Source organism: Chitinophaga agrisoli (genome assembly GCF_008386695.1).
GTDB lineage: Bacteria > Bacteroidota > Bacteroidia > Chitinophagales > Chitinophagaceae > Chitinophaga > Chitinophaga agrisoli.
The window spans coordinates 832252-852234 of record NZ_VUOC01000004.1 but is presented as its reverse complement, the minus strand read 5'-3'; the positions used below and the strand labels follow the sequence as shown (position 1 = coordinate 852234).

Genomic DNA, 19983 nt, shown 5'->3' with positions numbered 1-19983 from the left:
CGGTTTTGCATAGAGAATGGTTGGCCGGTCCTTGTCATAACCTATTGGCCGGCCGGCAAAAGTGCGAACTGTAGCAAGTTTTTGTCTGTCAGGTAAAGTTGGGCGGCGTGTTGCAGGGCCTGCGGCGTTACCGCGTTCAGGCGCTCCTGTACATGCTGTACTTCCAGCAGGTCTTCGCTATTTTCCAGCTGGCCGCTCAGGTAACTCAGCCAGAAGCTGTTGTCTTTTAAGGCCAGCTCCGTATTATGCCGGGTGGCGGCTTTCACTTTTTCAACTTCCTCCGGGCTTGCGCCCTTATCCCGTAAAGACTGCATTTCCTGCAATACCAGGGTTACCAGGTGCTGTACATTAGCGGGCGCGCATCCAAACGCAATGATAAAGCCATACCGGTTCTTTGGATATTTGTTATAGGTGAATTGTACGCTGGGGCTGTATACCTCTGCCGCGGTTTCCCGCAGCCCCTGCAATAAGCGGATCTGCAGGATCTGGCCCAGCGCGTTTAATACCTGGTTGTTCACCGCGCCATAAGGATAGTCACCGCTAACGATCAGTCTTACAAGCGCTTTATCCGCAGCGCCTGCCCGTACCGTTTTTTCCAGCCGGCCTGCGGGCAGGTGTATACCCCGGTCAATGGCCGTTTCCTTATGTCCGGTGGCGGGCAATGCGCCCAGGTATTGCTCCAGCAGGGGCCGGATGCTATCGGTATCAAAACTGCCGGTAAAAACAAACGTAAAAGCAGCCGCATTGGCAAAACGCTCCTTGTAAATGTCAAAGCTCCGCTGCAATGTGATCCTGTTCAACTTTGCCAGGTCCGGCGGCGCATTCCGGTAGTGATAACTGCCCATTACATAAGACATGGTATCATTGAATATATTGTTGGGATCCGCATAGCGGTTAGGCAGCGTAGCCTGCGACCGGCTGATGATATTGTTATACAATATTGTGTCCTTACGCGGTTGCGTGAACTGCAGGTACACTAGCTGCAACGCGGTCTCCAGGTCGCGGGGAGAACAGGCGCCTTGTACGCCCTGCGCCCTTGCGGCGATATAGGGGACCACTTCCACTATCTTCCCGTTCAATGCGGCTGTGACCTGCATGGGATTAAGGGTGCCCAGGCCCATGCTGCCTATCAGCTTATCTGCGCTGGCGGCAGCGTCATAAAGGCTATCGTCATATACCGAAGTGCCGCCGGGTGCAAATGCTTTAAACCGGATCTCATCATTCTTAAAGCGGGTAGGTTTCAATACTACTTTTACGCCATTGCTCAGCGTAAGCATTTGCACCTGTATGGATGGAAGGCTATCTGTGGAAACAGTGCTGCCCCCCTTGGGAATGGTGGTCATCAGCGGGCGCTGGGTGGTGTCTTCTTTGTAGGTATCCAGCTTAGTGCTGCCCATTTCCCGCAGCCATGTTTCGATCGTGTCAACCCCTGGCAGGCTGCTCCGGTCTTTCTCCGGCGCCAGTATCAGTATATCCCGGTCTTTTTCTTTCAGGTAATTATTGGCTACCGCCTGTATATCGTCCAACGTGATGGCATCGATCTTTGCCTGCACAAAATCATGCTCCCAGCGGATGCCTGGTGTTGCCTCACCCTGCAGGAAATGCCGTTGGTATTCCTTTACAAAGTTCACAGAGGGCGTTTTGTCCGTTTCGCTCAGCGTGGCTTCCAGGTTGCGTACATATTGCTGTTTAGCCTGGGCTAGTTCCCCGGGGGTAAACCCATACCTTCTTACCCGTTCCACAATGGCCCAGGTTTGGCGGAAGGCGCTGGCCAGCTGTCCTTCTTTGGCGGTAACGGAGAACTGGAAAGCATCCAGGTCGCCCAGTAAGGCTTGTATGCCCATGCTGGCACTTACGTAGGCAGGGTTGCGCTCCTGGCTGCTCTCCATATAACGCCGCCGGTTCAGTAGCTGGTTAAACAGCGAGCGTTGCAAAGAGGCCAGGTAATCCGCTTCCGTGCGCAGCGGCGCTGCCTTGTGTTTGATGATCAGCTGCAGCTGGGTGGCGTCTGCCTCTTTATCCGTTACCACTAAAAACTGGTTAGTGCCGGCAAGAGGGATCTCATACCGTGGCCGCAGGCGGGGATGTTTGGGCTGCCGTAAACTGCCAAACTGTGTTTTGATCATCCGCTCGATCTGCGCCACATCAATATCACCCACTACGATCAATGCCTGCAGGTCTGGCCGGTACCAGTCATCCAGGAAACGTTTGATGGCCGGGCGCTGAAAATGTTGCAGGATGCTGTCTATCCCAATGGGCAGCCGCTCTGCATACCGGGAGTGGTTCAGCATCACAGGGTAGGTTTGCCGCGACATGCGTTCCATAGCGCTTTTACCTAACCGCTCTTCTTCCAGCACAATACCCCGTTCCTTTTCAATTTCCTGCGGGTCCAGTGTGGCTTCCTGTGCCCAGTCGCGCATTACCCGCATGGCCAGGTCCACCATGCCTGCTTCGTCAGTGGCAATAGGCAGCTGGTACACCGTTTCATCAAAAGTGGTGTAAGCGTTCAGCTCCGCGCCAAACTGTATGCCCGCCTGCTGCAGCCGGTTCACCAGCTCGTTCTTGGGAAAGTGTTTGGTGCCGTTAAAATTCATATGCTCCAGGAAATGCGCCAGACCGCGCTGGTCATCATCTTCCAGCACAGAGCCGGCTTTATTCACCAGGTAAAACTGCGCACGGTTCCTGGGCATTTCGTTATGCCGGATATAATAGGTAAAGCCATTAGGCAGCCGGCCCGTTTTCAGGGCCGGATCTGCCGGTATGCGCTGCGCAATGGCCTGTTGCATACCTAACAGGGCCAGGGTGCTAATGGTCAGTTGTTTGATGTACATAAGACTTGTTATACAGCGGCACTATTGATTATAGATCGCTTTTAGTTGTTTGTCAAGGTCTTCTCCGCGTAAGCTCCGGGCAATGATCTTGCCCTGCGGGTCTATCAGGAAGTTCTGTGGTATGCCGCGTATGCCATATAGTGCTACTACCGCATTTTTCCAGTATTGCAGATCTGATACATGCGTCCATGTAAGATGGTCGTCATGAATGGCCTTTACCCATTTATCGTGCGCGCCCGGTTGGTCCAGCGATACGCTCAGGATCTCAAAACCTTTATCATGATACTGCTGGTAGGCCTTCACAATATTGGGATTGTCTGCCCGGCAGGGCCCGCACCAGCTGGCCCAGAAGTCCAGCAGCACATATTTGCCGCGGAAAGAAGACAGCTTTACCGGCTGGCCGGCGGTATCTGCCTGCGCAAAGTCCGGCGCCTGGCGGCCAATAGCTACGGTGCTGTTAAACGCCACTTTTGCTTTAAGGGCGGTGGCCAGTTCTTGGGCTTCATAGTTTTCCTGCAACGCGGGAGATAGTTGTTCATACAGCGCATACGCGCGGGCGGCGTCCTTCTCATCTGCTGCCACAGTATACCGCTTCAGCGCATATACTGCTACCGGAGAGGAAGGATGCATTTTGATAAAGCTGGCATACGCCTTATCCAGCTTTTCCTGTTTAATTGCGCTCAGCTGTTGTTGCAGGCGGTCGGTTTCCTTTGTATTACCGCTGCTGCTGGCGGCATTCAGCTGCTCTTCCAGTAATTTGATCTTAGCGTTGTAGCCTTTCGCCGTTTCGTTTACCTGCCTGTACTGCTGCATAGCAGTGGAGCCGGTAACCGTGATGTTTGAAAAGGATTGCGTATGCGTGATCTCAAAACTTTCTGCAGACAGGAAGAAAGGGGCCATACCCAGCAGCCGTTTTGTCTCCGGGTTATAGCGCAACAGGGAGGCTTCGCCACCGGGTGTTGTGCCCTTCAGCACATAGGTGTTGTCCGCCCGTACATGTGCTGTATCCGTAGCCAGGCTCCCGTTTTTCATGGAGCTGAGATAGATAACATCTGCTGTCACGTTCACCAGCCGGCCCTTTATTTCAAAATTATCCGGTTGCTGTCCGTATAATGCGCCGGGCATAAGCGGCAACAATAGCCATAACCATTTTTTCATTGTAAGAGGAGGATTATTTTAATACTTCTGCTAATTTGTTATGTAATGCTTCGCCGCGCAGGTTTTTGGCGATGATGACCCCATTGGGATCTACCAGGAAATTCTGCGGGATGGAGGTAACGCCGTATAGTTTGGCCGCCGCGTTATCAAAACCATTCAGGTCAGATACCTGCGTCCAGCTAAGGCCATCCTTTTCTATGGCTTGTTTCCATGCACTGGCGGAGCTTCCTCCATCCAGCGATACGCCCAGGATCTCAAAGCCTTTGTCTTTAAAGCGCTGATAGGCGTTTACCACATTTGGGTTTTCTGCCCGGCACGGTGCGCACCAGCTGGCCCAGAAATCGATCAGTACATATTTTCCACGATAGGAGGAGAGGCTCACTTGTTTACCATTGATGTCCTGTTCTGTAAAATCCATAGCTGGCTTGCCAAGGGTGGTGAGCGCTTCGTCCTGCTGTTTCTTTAGCTGGGCGGCTCTCTTTTTTTCCAACGTTTCGCCGGCTTCCCTTAGTACATACTCCCTTGTTGCCGGTGGTAGTGTTTGCAGCAGGCTGTCGTCAGCGGCGGCGCTGATATTAGGCATGCCTATCAGCATCTGCATGAACACAGGCGCGGCAGGAGATGCCGGATGTGTTTTTAAAAAACCGCTGGCTCCTTCCGCCATCGCGTTCATCGCATCGCCCATCATATTGCTCATGACCAGCTGCATGGTTGGATTGGTTTGCGCTTCCTCTGACTGCATAATAGTGCGTATGCTGTCTGCCAGTACAAACACTTCTTTCATAGCCTCCCGGTAGTCCAGCTCTGCCTGTGCGCCCTCGCCGGATACCGTATTCTTATCGAACTTACCGTCGGCAGTCAGGTTTATCACGCCCCCGGTTACGTGTAGCTGCGCCATATCTACAAACCTGATCCTGGTGGGACCATCATTGACTTCCGGGAAATAGCTGGAAAGCTGCAAGTCCCATATCCCATCCACCGTACCGGAAAAGTGGAACTTTCCTGCTTGTACGGTGGCGCTGTCTAATACCCGTGCCCTGCCTTCTTTACGTTCGGAAGGCAGCAGCCCTCGCAGGTAAACTTTAGCAGGCATTACAGCAAAATTTTTTAAGGTGCCGTTGATCACAAACTCTTTCTTATCTGTTTGTGCGGCGGCTGGCTGAACGTTGTTCATGCTGCCTGCCACGGCCATCATCATTAGAATGATTCCTGTTTTCATATTATCTGATTGGTTTAGTATTGGTTATTGATATCCCGCGGTTTGCACGAGGTTCGGATTGGCAAAAATGTCGTTGGTGGGTATAGGCCACCATTGCATGTATTGCTGCCAGCCGGTTCCTCCTTTCTGCGGTGTAAGTATCGTCATCAGGGCATTGAGGCGGTCCGTTCTCCGCAGGTCAAACAGGCGATGCCCGGCTTCTGTAAACAGTTCTGTGCGGCGTTCTTTTTCAATGGCGTTCAGCAGTTCGTTTGGGCTGGTTGCCGGCGTGCCTGCCAGTCCGGCGCGCGCTCTTACTATATTCAGGTCTGCCTGCGCATTACTTAGCTTATTCAGTTTCACGCGGGCTTCGGCGCGTATCAGGTATTGCTCCGCCAGTCTTAATACCACTATATATTCCACGTCGTGCACGTTTGTTTTGTATTTATCCGGGAAGCGGTAGGTACGTGGCGTGCTGCCGGTATCGCTGCTTACCCGGGTCCAGGCGCTGAGCCGTTGGTCGCCCGGCTCAAAAGTATTGGCCAGGTTGTCGCTCATGGCCACCCCCACACCATTAGACGGGAAGGTGGGCACTAAGGGGGCCATACCGCTGTTGTAAGCGGAATAGTCGCGCACAAACGCACCCTGCCCGGGAGCCAGCGCCCAGATAGTTTCTGTGCTTGCTTTCAGAAATACCTGCGCCAATGGGGGTAACTGGTACCTGCTGTTGCCAATAACGGCGCTGGCCTGTATCTCTGCATTGTTCCAGTCGCTGGTATACAGGTATACACGGGCCAGTAAGGCAGTGGCGGCGGCTTTGTTAGGTCTGCCCTTGTCGGTAGTGGTGAGGCCCTTACCGTCTTTGTAATCATCGCTTAACAGGCCCTGCGCCTGCTGCAGGTCTTTGATGATCTGCACATATACCGCCTGTGGCGTAGTGCGGGGCAGCACGCTGTTCACCCGGTAATCGGAGGTGATGGCCAGCACGCAGTCGCCATACAGATTTACGAGATAAAAATGAAGCAACGCGCGCATAAAATATGCTTCGCCCAGCCATTGTTCCCTGTAATGCAGGTTAACGGAAGACGCCCTGGTGATGCCTTCTATGGCCAGGTTAAGATTATAGATCCCTTTGTACAGTTTAGTCCAGGCGCCGCCGGTATTAACCGCCTGTATATTGTTCTGGTAATAGAGGCGCTCTGTGGCGGTGGGCAGTCCTATGGCTTGTAGTTCGTCCGTATACAGGCCGCTGCTATAGGCGGTGCTTTTGCCGTCAAACACGGCGTCTGCGCCCTCATTGGTAGTTAACATACTTGCATACACGTTATTGAGCACCGCAGCGCTGGATTGATCGTTGGTATAGGCGGCGTCGCCGGCAATTACATCCAGTGGTAACGGTATATCCAGGTATTTCTTACAGCTGCTTATCAGCAAGGCGCACGCAATAAAAGCGGCATATCTGCGGAGCATATTATAGTGATGATTACGTTTCATGATGATAGCATTTAAAGCGTGATGTTAAGACCTGCGGTGAACTTGCTCAGCGGCGCCATGCCCACCCCCAGGTTCTCCGGGTCCAGGTCTTTGTATTGGGAAATAGTGAGCAGGTTCTGGCCGGATGCATAGATGCTTACGCTGCTGACATATTTTTTAAACAGGGAAGCGGGCAGATTATAATTGATATTCACATTGGCCAGTCTTGCGTACAACGCCCGGCTATAGGCGCCTGTACTGGATACGAAGTTCGATTGCAGCAATACGGCGGTAAAGCGCTGGCTGGCCCGTTGCACATCGGTTATATCACCTGGTTTTTGCCAGCGTTGCAGATAGGTTTCTGACATATTATAGTTGAATATGCCTGCAGGGTAGGTCTGCGATCCCAGGTAATTGTGGCCCATCCTGTTGGTGAAGGTGAAAACAAAGCTGGCAGAGAGCCCTTTATAAGAGAGGGTATTCACCAGGCTGCCAAAATATTTGGGCGACAGGTCTACAAATGCAGTTTTGTCTTTGATCTGATCCAAAGGTGTGGGGCTGAACAGATCCCATTGGCCTTTAACGCCATCTTTATAAAAAGTATAATAGCCGGTTTCAGGATCTACGCCTGCGTAATCGTATAGTTTAATCCCCTGGATGGATTTACCCACCACATAGTTGTTACTTGTCAATACCTGGGAGGCAGGATAAGATTGCAGGATGTTCCGGTTAATAGAAATGGTGAAATTGCTCCGCCAGCTAAAATTCCTGGATTTAATGTTGGTGGTATTGAGCGATAATTCGTAACCGGAGTTAACGATCACCGCCGATGAGTTGATATTTACAGTTTCAGAACCGGTGGTGGAAGGCAGCGGCAGGCCTACCAGCTGATTTTCACTGCGGTTGTTGTAATACGCAAGGTCCAGGCCAATCCGCCCGTTCAGGAACTCAAGGTTGGCAGCCAGCTCGCGTTTCAGCATTCTTTCCCAATGCAGCGCCGGGTTAGCCAGCCTGTTGGGGCTAAGGGCTACATTACCCTGGTAAGCACTGGCATTGCTGTAGGTATTCAGGTAGGAGTATTCGTTAATAGCGTCCCCGCCCACAATGCCTATACTGCCCCTTATTTTGGCAAAACTTATGACCGGCAGCAGGCCATTGAACCATTTTTCGCTGCTCATGATCCAGGCCGCACCTATGGAGCCGAACTTACCGAAACGGTAATCGGGCCCGAATTTCGTGGAACCGTCGTAACGCCCGTTCAGGTTAATGATGTATTTATTATCCCAGTTATAGTTCAGGATGCCAAAATAAGAGAGGTTCCTGGCGGGTACCTGTGTATAAACTGTCTGTAAGTTATCAGCGCCGGTAAAAGTGGGATTATAGATCACATCGTCGCTCAGGAAACCGTTACCGTCCGTACTCTGGTTGTAAGATACCTTATCTACCAGGGTGAAGCCTGCCGTGGCGCTTAGCCGGCCTTTGCTACCCAGGCCAAACTGGTAGTTGATGTTGGGATCCAGGTTCCAGGTACGTACGTTATACAGGTTAAGATTGCCTTTGGTGATAAAGTTGGTGGCAGGGTCATAATAGGCGGAGGGATATGCAATGTTCTGCCGTCCGCTAAGCATATTAAAGCCGATCACCGTCCGTATAGTCAACCCGGTAATGGGCATGTATTTGAACTCAGCGGTAGAGGTAAGGTTATTTGACTGGTTCTTGTTGATCATTTTAAAGGCTGCAAAAGACTCTCCATTCGCGCCTGGTTCCCAATTGATATTGCCGTCCGGCAAAAAGGGATTAGGGGCATTAGGCGCCATCAGGGTAGCATTGGTATAGTCTACAGACAGCATATCATTCAGGGTAGCGGTATAGGAGCCGGATAAGGAGAAATACACTTTACCACCCGGAGAGGTGGAATTGAGGTTAAAATTCAACCCGCCGGATTTAAATGCGCCTGTGCTCCGTTGTATACTCTGTTGCACATTATAGTTGCCGCCTATCAGGTAATTGATCCTGCCTGCGCCGCCGCTGTAAGTGGCGTTCAACAGGCTGGTCTGGCCAAATGCCCCGGCAGATAGTTTTTTCCAGTCGGTATTCCGGTTCAGCGGCCAGGTTCCGTTCAGGTCCAGGTCAGTGGGGCCAGGGGTAGCTTCATCATTCTTAAATGCTTCCCGGCGTATCATCAGGTATTGATCAAGTGTCATCAGCCGGGGGGAGCGCCCTCTTACAGACACCCCGGTTTGCGCATTGATGTTTAGTTGCGGCTTCCCGGCCTTACCTTTTTTAGTGGTGATCAGGATCACGCCATATCCGCCTCTGGAGCCGTAAATGGCCGTTGCATCCGCATCGGTTAGCACATCAATGCTTTCTATCATGGCCGGGTTCAGGTAATCCAGTGCGTTGCCACCGCGGAGCACAAAATTTGGAGTCGTACTGTTGACACTAGGATATGAAAACGGAAGCTGGCCGGAGGGGTAGGGCACCCCGTCTACAATATACAGCGGCTGCCCGTTGCCCGTAAGCGTGCTTTTACCGCGTATGGTCACATCTATAGGTGTGCCGGGCTGGCCGGTCTGCTGTTGTACAAACATACCGGGGATCCGGCCTTTCAGGGCCTCCAGCACATTCACTACCGGGTTCCTGGCAATCTCCTCCGCTTTAATAGTGCTGATGTTGCCGGTGCTCAAACGCCGGGTGGTGGTGCCATAGGCAAACACCTGTACTTCATCCAGCCTGGAGCTGGATGGCTGCAACACAATAAACAGCACATTACCCGCGCGTACTTCCCTCGTTTCATAACCAATATGGGAGATGGACAGTATATCGTCCGGGTTGGCTTCAATCCTGAATTCTCCTTTTGCATTGGTGGCGGCGCCTTTTTGGGTACCCTTCACCATCACAGAGGCGCCGGCCAGCGGCACGCCTGCTGCGTCCCTCACCAGCCCAATTAAGTGCTGTGTGGGATTGGCTGCCGGGTTTGCCCCCAAATCCGGCGCGGGCGTGGCTGGTAACGGCGTTTTCCTGGAAAGGATGATCATTTTGCCCCTTATCAGGAAACTGACAGGCTGGTTTTTTAAGACCAGGTCCAACGCGTCATTTAATGGAACGTTACGCGCCGTTACAGATACTGGTTTCGCATCCGTCAGTACATCCTGGTTGTAGAACACCAGGTATCCCGACTGCTGCTTAATGGTAACCAATACTTGCTTTAAAGGTGCGTCTTTCACAGATAAGGTGATTGTTTGGGCACTGCTGCTGGCACATACCAGTAACAATACAGCAGTTAATATCATGGCCAGTTTCCTGACTGGCATGCCCCCGCCAATTGCGTTTTTTTGCATAACTTGGACTGTTTGGTTGATTTAATAATTGACATTGTTCGCTAGTGCTTAATAGCGGTCAACCAGGCATTAGAACCGGAGGTGGTGCAAACACCTCCGGTTTTTTAATGGTTGGTGCTTTGTAATGAATGTTTGCTGGCGCAAACAACATGTATTGTTCACTGTACTTTGTGGGCAAGATATTCCCACCATGGTCCTGTATATGTTTTACAGGCCATCTGCATTTAATTTATATGATGTGTTTTTGGTTGCTTATTGCTATTGTGTAACGATCAGCTTACGTCCCCCTTCCAGCCGGTAATGCACTTCTGTTTTTTGCAGGATGATCAGCAGGTCCTGCAGGTTGATATTTTTACTTAACTCTCCTCCAAAGCGGATATCGGGAATACCTTTTTCATATACCACGTCTATATCGTACCATCTTTCCAGTTGTTTCATCACCTCTTCCAGGCTAGCGCCGTCAAAATTAAATACGCCGTGCCGCCAGGCCATCACTTTCTCTATATCCGGGTCTTTTACAAGGCGCAACGCTTGTGCTGTAGGGCCAGCCGTCTGTTGTATGTTAGCCTGTTGCCCCGGTTGCAGGACCAGTTGTTCCTGGCCTTTGCTTACCCGCACTGCGCCTTCCAGCAGCGTGGTCTGCAGGTCCTTTTCATTAGTATAAGCATTTACGTTAAAATGGGTGCCAAGCACTGCTATCTCCGCCTGTCCGTTTACATTTACCCGGAAGGGCTGGCCGGCATGCGGCGCTATTTCAAAATAGGCCTCTCCGGTTATTTCCACCAGCCGTTCCTTGCCGGTGAATGCGGTAGGATACCGCAGGGAGGAGGCTGCATTCAGCCACACCTTGCTACCGTCTGGCAGCTGTATTTCAAACTGGCCGCCGCGCGGGGTGCTAAGTGTATTGTAGCGGAGGGCGGTTTCAGACCCTTGCGCGTTATATACCAGCTGCCCCCCGTTTTGTTGTACTGCCGTACTGCCCTGTTGGATGAGTTGCCTGCCGGCGCTGTCCAGCGTAAGCGTAGATCCGTCTGCCAGGGTAAGGGTGGCTTTGGGCCCTGCCGGCTTTATGTCGGTTAATGCTATGGTAGCTTCCTGTGGGCTGCCGGTGCGTTGCAGCAGATAGTAAGCGCCGGCCGCTATCAGCAAGGCCACCGCTGCGGCTGCGGCTATCCGGCGCCATGGGCGCAAAGTACGTATACGCGCCGGCGGCGCTTCCTCAGCAACTATCCGGTCTGCGGCCACAATGCTGCTGCGTAGCAGCTCCAGCCGCTCCGGTGGTAACTTCATATCATTTTCCGCACCAGTTGCCTCTTCCACCATCTCTTGTATCATGCGCCGGGCAATGGCTTCGTTTTCCGGAAGCGATAGCTGCTCCAGCAGCGCCTGATGGTCGCTGGCGCTGATAGTGCCCGCTTTCCAGGCTTCATAAAGTGTTTGTATGGATGGCATGCCTTGCGTTATTATGATGGAAAATAACTTACCCTGTATATTAAGACGATGGATAAAAGGTATTTGGGGGAGGGGGTCAAAAATATTTTTTTAACAGCAGGGAGATCAGCACCAGGGAGGAAGGGGAATCTATACGGCTGATACAATAGGCGCGGATATGCCGCATAGCCTGCTCAAGATGGGTCTTTACGGTTTCTGGTGATATATTCAGCAACCGGGCTGTTTCCTCCCGGCTATAGCCTTTTTTTTAAGATGGGTGAATACCGCCTGCTGCCGGGGGCTCAGCTTGGCCACTGCCTGCTGCACAAGCTCTTCATAATCTGTGGTGGCGGTTTGGCCCTGCTGGTCTGGCAGGTGCAATTCCTGTTGCCACTGCTGCAGCCGGGCGCTTTCCCGCTGCTGTTTACGTACCAGGTCGTACACCTGGTGGGTGGTAACGGTGGTAAGCCAGGCCTGGAAATTGTCGAGGCCTGGTAATGTAGCGCGGGACAGCCACACTTTCAGGAACACCTCCTGTACTACATCTTCCGCCATCCAGGGGGCCTGCATGAGGCGCATCACTACCCGGTAGGTGGCTACATGGTATTGTTCCATCAGCCGGCCAAAAGCCAGTTCGTCACCGGCGGCTACCTGCTGCAGCAGGTCCCTTTCATCGTATGCGTAGATGGCCATTGATACAAAAATAATACATAATTAATACGCCGTCAAAGGATAGCCGGGTAGGGTTGCACGTAGCAGGCTTATTTTCTGATGGCGCGCCACAGCTGTTTAATGCTATAATATACAAATGCCAGCAGGGCGGCGATCATACAAACAACAGTAAAGCTCCAGCCTTCTTTCAAATACCCGCGGTAAGGCACATATAACAAGGCGATTGCTATAACGGTCATTAATATTGCCTTTGGTACAGGTAGTGGTTTTGAGGCTGGCCGCTGGACAGGTTGTTTAATAGCTTTTTTATATTGGGGGGATTGCCCGGAAAACTGGCTGGCCTCATGCGTCACATAGCCCGTTAGTATGATGGACTGCCCATCGGCAAAATAGCCGGTCACTTTCGCGGGCTCATGGTTGGCAATAGCTTGCAGGTCTTCCCTGAGGCCCGTAATATAATCATCTATGTCGGTAAAGGCAGAAAGCGCGTAAATGTCAAGCGCCAGGCGGTCCTCCGCCTCCACAAACTTATCAATGTACGCTATGAAATCCTGGTAAAGGGGCAGCCACTCCGGGTATCCGACACTGATCAGTGGCAGGGCCCCCTGCATATTGGCAATAGCGTCTTTCTTACTTATATTGATATTGGCCGCATCCAGGGTATTTTCATCCTGGTATTTTTCGAAGGCCTCTTCATCTTCCGCCATTTCATACATTTCACGCATTGCAGGTTCTACCTGTGCCAGGTGCTCCGCGCGAATAAGCGTAAGCCAGAAAAAAGGCAGGAAATTATTGGCCTCAAACAGTGTAGCGGCCTTTTTGGGTGTGATCTTCGATAGATAGGTACGTTGGCCCATATAGATAGTAGTAGATGTTTCGTAACGCTTACCTGAGATGTAAAACCTGGTCCTTGAAATAATAGCTGATCTCTGCGGTCTCTGTCAGATCATCCAGGAAATCCTGCAGCTTTTTCTGTTTATTAATAACGCCGGTAAAACGTTTATTGCCCACTGTTGTATTGTCCAGCACCACTTCCACATCGTACCAGCGTTGCAGTGATTGTACAATTTCATGCACCGGCGTATTGGAGAACATATATTGCCCTTTCATCCAGGAAAGCACCTGTTGCGCGTCAAAAGGCGCTACTTTAATTGGGAGGCCATTGGCTGCATGCCCCTGGTAGCCAGGTTTCAACCCTACCGTTTCCCCGCCTGCGCGCATGTTTACGCTGCCTTCTACCAGCGCTACCTTCACCACGCCCGAGTCGTAGGAGTTGATGTTGAATGCAGTGCCCAACACCTGCACGTCTGCGCCGGGTAAATGCACAATAAAGGGCCGGTTCTCGTCCTTCGCAACCTGCAGATAAGCCTCCCCGTGTATTTCTATCTCGCGGGTATTGCCGCTGAAACTCATGGGGAAATGTGCGGTAGTAGCGGCATTCAGCCAGAGAATGGAATTATCCGGTAGCTTTACCTGGTAGTCCATACCGGTTGGCACGGTGATGCGTGTCCATTGTGTGCTGTTACCGCCCTGTAAGGTCAGTACTTTGCCGTTATTATGCAGGCTGGCGCTGCCGGCGGTAATGGCGGTATTGCCCTGTGCAGAAAGGTCAATGGTCTTGCCATTATCTATCTGTAGTAAAATGCCCTTAGGCGCTTGCGTGACGGCTACGAGAGGGGGCGTGGTTTTGTTGATGGGAGAGGAGATGTTTATGTACAAGAGCACGGCAATTGCCGCTGCAGCGGCGCCGGCTGCCAGGCCGCCATAGGTGAACAGTTTTCGCCGCCGTTCGCTGCGCAGCGTGGCGTTGAAAATCTGCCATTCCTGTCGGGTATCCAGCCGCTCCATCAGCTCCTTTCCAGGTCCTGCAATAAAGAGCGCCTGCATCTCTGTCCACATCTCCTGTACATCCGCCTGCTCGTTGATCAGCTGCTGTAATAGCTGCTCATCCTCCGGGTTGATGCGGTTATCCAGTTTCTCGATCATCAGGCTCTTTATCTCTTCTGTAGTATGATTCATATCTTTATGCTAAAGCACTTTTTTCCGTAAGAATTGTAATGCGCGGGAAAGCACGGTCTTTACCGTATTAATGCTTACCCCTAACTCCATGGCTACATCATTTCTGCTTTTCTTCTCTATATAATACAACTGGAAGATCTTCGCGGTTTTGGGCGGCAGCTCGTCAATAGCCCGTAACAGATGCGCCGCCTTCTGCTCACGCTGTTGCGTATGCTCTTCCTCGCTATGATCGCGGATCAGTTCCATATCCGCCTGCCGGCTATATTGATAGCCTATTTCATGCTGCTCCCGCGAGCGGGCGGATTTTAAGATGTTCATACACCTGTTGCGCACGCTTTGGGTAAGATAGGCCTTGATAGACTGTATCTCATCCAGCTGCTGCCTGCGCCATAGCTCTATAAATATTTCCTGCACCACATCCTTTGCCTCCTGTTCATCCCGCAGCAAATAATAAGCCTCCATTACAAGCCTCCTGTAATGGATAGAAAATATTTCCCCAAACGTTTCCTGATTTTGTTCCGGCATCTTAATACATGCAAATCTAACGTGAAATTGGTTGTATCGTCCCCTACAAACCTAATTAAAAAAAATTGGGACCGCGGCTTAAAATTTTGTCACCCGTTTTGCAAAACGGGTGTCTAAGGAGAAATTTCACGTACCTGAAAATTGTAAGCTATATGCCGCATTTTGTACGAAGTACAATCTTTTTCCTGTTATGTATCTGTTCTATACGGGCCTATGCCCAGCTACCGGGGGACAAAATATCATTGAATGTCAGGAATGTATCGCTAAAGGAGGTCTTTAACCAGATCACCGCCAAAACAGGCTACGCCCTGTTTTATAGTAACCAGCAGATCAACGATCAGCAAAAAGTATCCCTGAACGTAAAGGAAGTTACCGTACAGGATATACTAAAAACCTTGCTGGGCGAAGCATTCACCTGGAGAGGAAAGGATAAGGTGATCCATATTAAAAAAAAGGAGGCTGCCCCCCGGGATTCGCTCGTTAGCACGCCGGCGCTCACTGATACGTCTGTACGCATCACCGGTAAGATCACGGATCAGAAAGGGGAGTTGCTGCTGGGCGCTTCCATTAAGCTAAAGGGCACAGACAAAGGCGTGGTCACAGATGAAAAAGGGGAGTATGTGCTGCAGGATGTGACCAATGGCGCCGGCACACTGATCGTGTCCTACATAGGCTTCCAAACCCGCGAAGTGCCCATCCGCAGCCGCTCTCAGATCAATGTTAGCCTGATGGGCGAAGGCTCTACTTTAAACGATGTGGTGGTAATAGGTTACGGCACCGTGCGGAAAAAAGACGTAACCGCCTCCGTTTCATCCATATCAAAGGAGGCCATGTCGGAAAGAACGATCTTCTCCCTGGCGGATGCTATGAAAGGTAAGGCCGCCGGCGTACAGATCACGCAGAATGATGGCACGCCCGGCTCAGAAAGCACCATCCGGATCCGTGGCGCCAGCTCCATCAGCGGCGGCAGTACGCCCCTGTACGTGATAGATGGGGTTATGCAGGAAGACGCTAACAGCATCAACCCCGGCGATATTGAGTCCATCGAGATCCTGAAGGACGCCTCCGGCACGGCCATCTACGGCGCGCGCGGCGCTAACGGTGTGATCATGATCACCACCAAGACCGGTAAAGCAGGCAAGACGGTTGTGGAGCTTTACTCCAACACCGGCTTCCAGCAACCCGGACATCTGTTTGCGGTGATGGATGCCAGGGAATATGCGCGGGCCCGCTTCCTGGCTTCTTCCTATACCTATACGCCGGCCGATCCCGGCGATCCCAACAAACCGGCTTCAGAACTGGCAGGCTACACCTATTACCGCGATTCCCCTTTGGGCAAAACTACCGGCTTCTGGGGCGTAGCTGAAGACAATACTTATCATGACTGGTATAACTATAACAACCCGGACTCTGCGAATACCAACTGGCAAAAGGCCATGTTCCAGAACAGCGCGGTACAGGAATATCGCATTAATGTGCTAGGCGGCTCCAAGGATACCAAATTCTCCTTTATGGGCGGTTACCTGAACCAGGGCGGCCTGATCGTATACAGCGGCTATGAGCGCTTTAATGGGCGTTTTAACCTGCAGCAACGTTTATCCAAATCGGTGACCATCACCAGCAACATCTCTGGCAGCCGCACCGGTGTAGATGGTTTTATCTCCGGCTCACAGAACGGCGGTATCACCTCTAACAGCGTCATCACCAGCATGCTCAACCAGCCGCCCACCAAACCGTTAACGTTTTCTGATATAGAGGATAACGAAGGTATTGAAGGTTATATCACCACCAACCCTTACTCGCTGGCAAAGAACGTTACCAATAAAAGATACAGTACAGAATGGGTAACCCGCCTGGCGCTGGACTGGGCCATCAATAACCACTTCACCTTCCGCACCACCGGCAATTATTCCACCGTGAATACCAATACAGACGCCTATTATCCCAAGAATACTTCTTCCGGCTCCAAGTTTGGCGGCCGCGCCGTACTGGCCAGGGGGGATGTGGTGAAGATGATGAACGAAAACCTCCTTTACTACAAGGGCAATATAGGCCGCGACCATACTTTCAATATAATGGGCGGCGCTATTTTCGAAGTAAATAAAAACAGCCTGGTCACCGCTGAGAACCAGCATTATGATATCGAGCTGTTAGGCCCCTATGGCCTTAGCAATGGGTCCGTTCCTGTTATCCCTGCCTACGGTATTACCAAATGGACCATGGCCTCTTTCCTGGGCCGTGCGGAATACAACTATAAACAAAAATACATGGCCACGCTTACCATGCGGGCCGATGGCTCTTCCCGTTTCAGCGAGGATAATAAATGGGGATACTTTCCCTCTGCGGCTATTGCCTGGCGCGCCAGCGAGGAAAGTTTTATCCGCGCCATACATGATATCAGTAACCTGAAGTTCCGCGCCAGCCTTGGCCAGAGCGGTAACACCGCCATCCCTTCCTACCTTACCTTGTCTACTATCACCACCTATTTTTCTCCTATGGATGGTAATACGCCCAACTATGGCGTAGTGGTAGAAAGACCGGAGAACAGATCCCTTAAATGGGAGACTACCACACAGGTAGACGCCGGTATGGACCTGGGCCTGTGGAATGATAAAGTGAACATCACCGTGGATTGGTACCTTAAACGCACCAAAGACCTGCTGATAGAACTGGTAACGCCTGGTTACAGCGGCTATCGCAGCGCCTGGGCCAACCTGGGCTCCGTACAGAACAGCGGCCTGGAACTGAATATCAGCTCCCCGCTGATCACTACCAAACAATTCAGCTGGGCGCTGGATGGCAATATTGGTTTTAACCGTTCCAAAGCCATTGATGTAGGCGCAGATCTTAACCTGGACCCCGGCGTGGTATCCGGTATCGGCACTACGGCTATCATCCGTAACGGCCAGCCCATTGGCCAGTGGTTCGGTTACCAGACAAACGGTATCTTTCAATCACAGGAAGAGATCAATTCCTCCGGGCTAAAGACCATCAACGGACAGGATATCACCAAAGTAAGACCCGGCACCCGCAAATTCATTGACCAGAACGGCGATGGCATCATCAATACCGCAGACCGTGTAGTACTGGGACAAGGGCAGCCGGACTTTACCGGCGGTATCACCAACTCCCTGCACTACAAAGGGTTTAACCTGAATATAGTAGTACAGTACAGCTACGGTAATAAACTGTACAATGCCAACCGCGTAGCGCTGGAGCATGGCCGCAGCACCAACAATATGGCCAAAGCCTCTGCCAACAGCTGGCGCCCATCCTTATATGATATGAATACCGGCGCGCTGGTAGAGCAGGGCAATCCTAACAACGAGTACCGCATGCCCGGCAGCCCGGAAGAGCTGCTCATGCTTTCAGACTGGATAGAAGATGGCAGCTTTATCCGCCTCAGCGATATCACGCTTTCCTATAGCCTGTCCGCATTCCATATAGCCAACTTAACGTTCTTCGTCAGCGGTAAGAATCTCTGGATCCATACAAAGTACTCCGGCTACGATCCGGAGGTAAATACCCGCCAGGGCGGTTTTGGCGACCTGATGCCATCATTGGACTATGCTTCCTACCCGCGCTCAAGGGTGTACTCTTTTGGTTTAAAAGCTCAATTCTAATTCCGTTATGAGAACAGCCATTATCATTTTGGCCGGTATCTTCCTGCTCACTTCCTGTAAGAAATTCCTGGAAGAGAAACCGCAAAGCCAATATACAGCAGATAACTTTTTTGTAGATAAGACCACGCTCGATGCCGGCATTGTAGGCATGTACTCCTCTGCCAAAGACCTGTTTGGCGTATATACCAATACGCCCCTGTTCATGACACAGCTGGGCACGGATGAGGCCATGTTCAAAGGCACCTCCGGCGTACGCTTCAATTTTGACCGCTATACTTTTTCCGTAAGCGAAGGCGCCATTTATGAATATTGGACCCGTCACTACGAAATTGCCGCCAGGGCGAATACCATTATCAGCGCGGCCGCCAAAGTGACCGGTATTTCAGATGCGGACCGTAACGTGGTCATTGGCGAAGCACGTTTTATTCGCGCCTTTGTGTACTTCCGGCTGGTGCAGGCATTTGGCGACCTGCCCATTATAGACGCGCCTATCTCTGGCAAGTTTGATTATGGGCTGACGCGCCGTCCACTCAAAGAGGTGTATGATTTTATCCTCAGCGATCTCACATTCGCCGCGCAGGATGGTATCCTTACCACACAAAAAACAAATAATGGGCATGTTAATCACTGGGCTGCCAAAACCTTGTTGGGCAAGGTGTATCTCACCATGGCCTCCGCCAAGGAAACCGCCATGTCTAAACAGCTGGGCAAGGTAGATGGTTATAAGGAGATTGCCACTGGCGTACCGGAGCTGTATGCAAAGGCCTGGGAGACCCTGAAAGATGTAAAGGATAACAGCGGCGCAGACCTGCTGCCGGTATATGGTGATGTGTTTAAGATAGAGAACAAGAACGTCAATAAAGAATCCCTGTTTGAGCTGCAGTTCAGTCCAATAGTGCCCTATGGCACCCAATGGACCAAAGAGTATGGTATGGCGGCCACCGGGGGCACCGTGAATGGTAATCCGCCGTATTATACCAATTCCATGGCAGGCGTTACCAACCTGGTATATGTGCCTAAGTTCTATACTTACTACAAGGCCAGTCCCAATGCGGTAGACTATGATAAGAGAAGGGTATGGAACCTTACAGACTCACTGATCAACATCGCTAACAACGCGCCTTCAAAGCTTACCTATATCTGGAGCGCTCCATATACGCCTGATGTCTATAACCAAACGATCATGGGCCGCTGCGGCATGACGAAGTACCGGTGGGGAGATTCATGGAAAACCACTTCCCAATACCTGTACTCCAACTGTCCCAATAATGTGATCATTCTCCGTTTTGCAGATGTGCTGCTCATGTTTGCAGAAGCAGATTATAAAAAGAACGGGACTATCTCCGCAGAAGGTCTGGCAGCCATTAACCGCGTAAGGCAACGTGCCCGCGGCCTGGATGCTGCAGGTCAGCCTGTCACAGCAGCGCAAACACCTGGATTTAATGACTATACCGCGGCAGATATCACCATTGATGAAATACTGATGGAACGTGCCCGCGAGTTATGTTTTGAGTTCCAGCGCTGGTTTGACCTGGCTCGTACGGGTAAGTTCGAGACCTTCCTCAAAAAAACACGCGACCCGGCGGATACAAAGATCGTGAACACCGGAACCAGCTTTGACCCGGCAAAACATTACCTGTTCCCGATCCCGCAGTCGGAGATAGACCTATCCACCAACAAAGAGAACTTTAAACAAAATCCAAATTACTGAT

General features: G+C 51.5%; 13 protein-coding genes. 2 read left to right on the top strand and 11 right to left on the bottom strand.

Annotation, left to right across the window (positions count from 1 at the left end):
- Positions 1-41: 41 nt before the first annotated feature.
- The 11 genes from F0L74_RS22470 to F0L74_RS22420 form a co-directional block, all read right to left on the bottom strand.
- Entirely contained in the window at positions 42-2831 is a 2790-nt protein-coding gene (locus tag F0L74_RS22470; RefSeq protein WP_149840161.1) for a M16 family metallopeptidase, read from the bottom strand.
- A 21-nt stretch (positions 2832-2852) separates the two neighbouring features.
- The gene (locus F0L74_RS22465; protein ID WP_149840160.1) at positions 2853-3989 is read right to left on the bottom strand and encodes a TlpA disulfide reductase family protein; all 1137 of its coding nucleotides are present in this window, start codon (positions 3987-3989) and stop codon (positions 2853-2855) included.
- 13 nt (positions 3990-4002) lie between these two features.
- The gene (locus F0L74_RS22460) at positions 4003-5208 is read right to left on the bottom strand and encodes a TlpA disulfide reductase family protein (RefSeq protein WP_149840159.1); all 1206 of its coding nucleotides are present in this window, start codon (positions 5206-5208) and stop codon (positions 4003-4005) included.
- Between the two features lie 24 nt (positions 5209-5232).
- The gene (locus F0L74_RS22455; protein ID WP_149840158.1) at positions 5233-6681 is read right to left on the bottom strand and encodes a RagB/SusD family nutrient uptake outer membrane protein; all 1449 of its coding nucleotides are present in this window, start codon (positions 6679-6681) and stop codon (positions 5233-5235) included.
- A gap of 11 nt (positions 6682-6692) precedes the next feature.
- The gene (locus F0L74_RS22450) at positions 6693-10001 is read right to left on the bottom strand and encodes a SusC/RagA family TonB-linked outer membrane protein (RefSeq protein WP_149840157.1); all 3309 of its coding nucleotides are present in this window, start codon (positions 9999-10001) and stop codon (positions 6693-6695) included.
- 258 nt (positions 10002-10259) lie between these two features.
- Positions 10260-11453: a FecR family protein gene (locus F0L74_RS22445; protein WP_149840156.1), complete on the bottom strand. Its 1194-nt coding sequence runs from the start codon at positions 11451-11453 to the stop codon at positions 10260-10262.
- Between the two features lie 76 nt (positions 11454-11529).
- Positions 11530-11667 (bottom strand): hypothetical protein, encoded by a 138-nt coding sequence (locus F0L74_RS22440; RefSeq protein ID WP_149840155.1) that lies wholly within the window; start codon positions 11665-11667, stop codon positions 11530-11532.
- On the bottom strand, positions 11661-12125 hold the full coding sequence (locus tag F0L74_RS22435; protein WP_149840154.1) for an RNA polymerase sigma factor: 465 nt from the start codon (positions 12123-12125) through the stop codon (positions 11661-11663). The genes F0L74_RS22440 and F0L74_RS22435 overlap by 7 nt, the downstream gene beginning before the upstream one ends.
- A gap of 68 nt (positions 12126-12193) precedes the next feature.
- On the bottom strand, positions 12194-12961 hold the full coding sequence (locus F0L74_RS22430; protein ID WP_149840153.1) for a hypothetical protein: 768 nt from the start codon (positions 12959-12961) through the stop codon (positions 12194-12196).
- A 28-nt stretch (positions 12962-12989) separates the two neighbouring features.
- Positions 12990-14123 (bottom strand): FecR family protein, encoded by a 1134-nt coding sequence (locus F0L74_RS22425; RefSeq protein WP_149840152.1) that lies wholly within the window; start codon positions 14121-14123, stop codon positions 12990-12992.
- 9 nt (positions 14124-14132) lie between these two features.
- On the bottom strand, positions 14133-14648 hold the full coding sequence (locus F0L74_RS22420) for an RNA polymerase sigma factor (RefSeq protein WP_149840151.1): 516 nt from the start codon (positions 14646-14648) through the stop codon (positions 14133-14135).
- Positions 14649-14800: 152 nt separating this feature from the next.
- Between F0L74_RS22420 and F0L74_RS22415 the strand changes: the two genes are divergently transcribed.
- Complete coding sequence (locus F0L74_RS22415; RefSeq protein WP_149840150.1) at positions 14801-18271, top strand: TonB-dependent receptor; 3471 nt, start codon at positions 14801-14803, stop codon at positions 18269-18271.
- 7 nt (positions 18272-18278) lie between these two features.
- Complete coding sequence (locus tag F0L74_RS22410; protein WP_149840149.1) at positions 18279-19982, top strand: RagB/SusD family nutrient uptake outer membrane protein; 1704 nt, start codon at positions 18279-18281, stop codon at positions 19980-19982.
- Position 19983 lies beyond the last annotated feature (1 nt).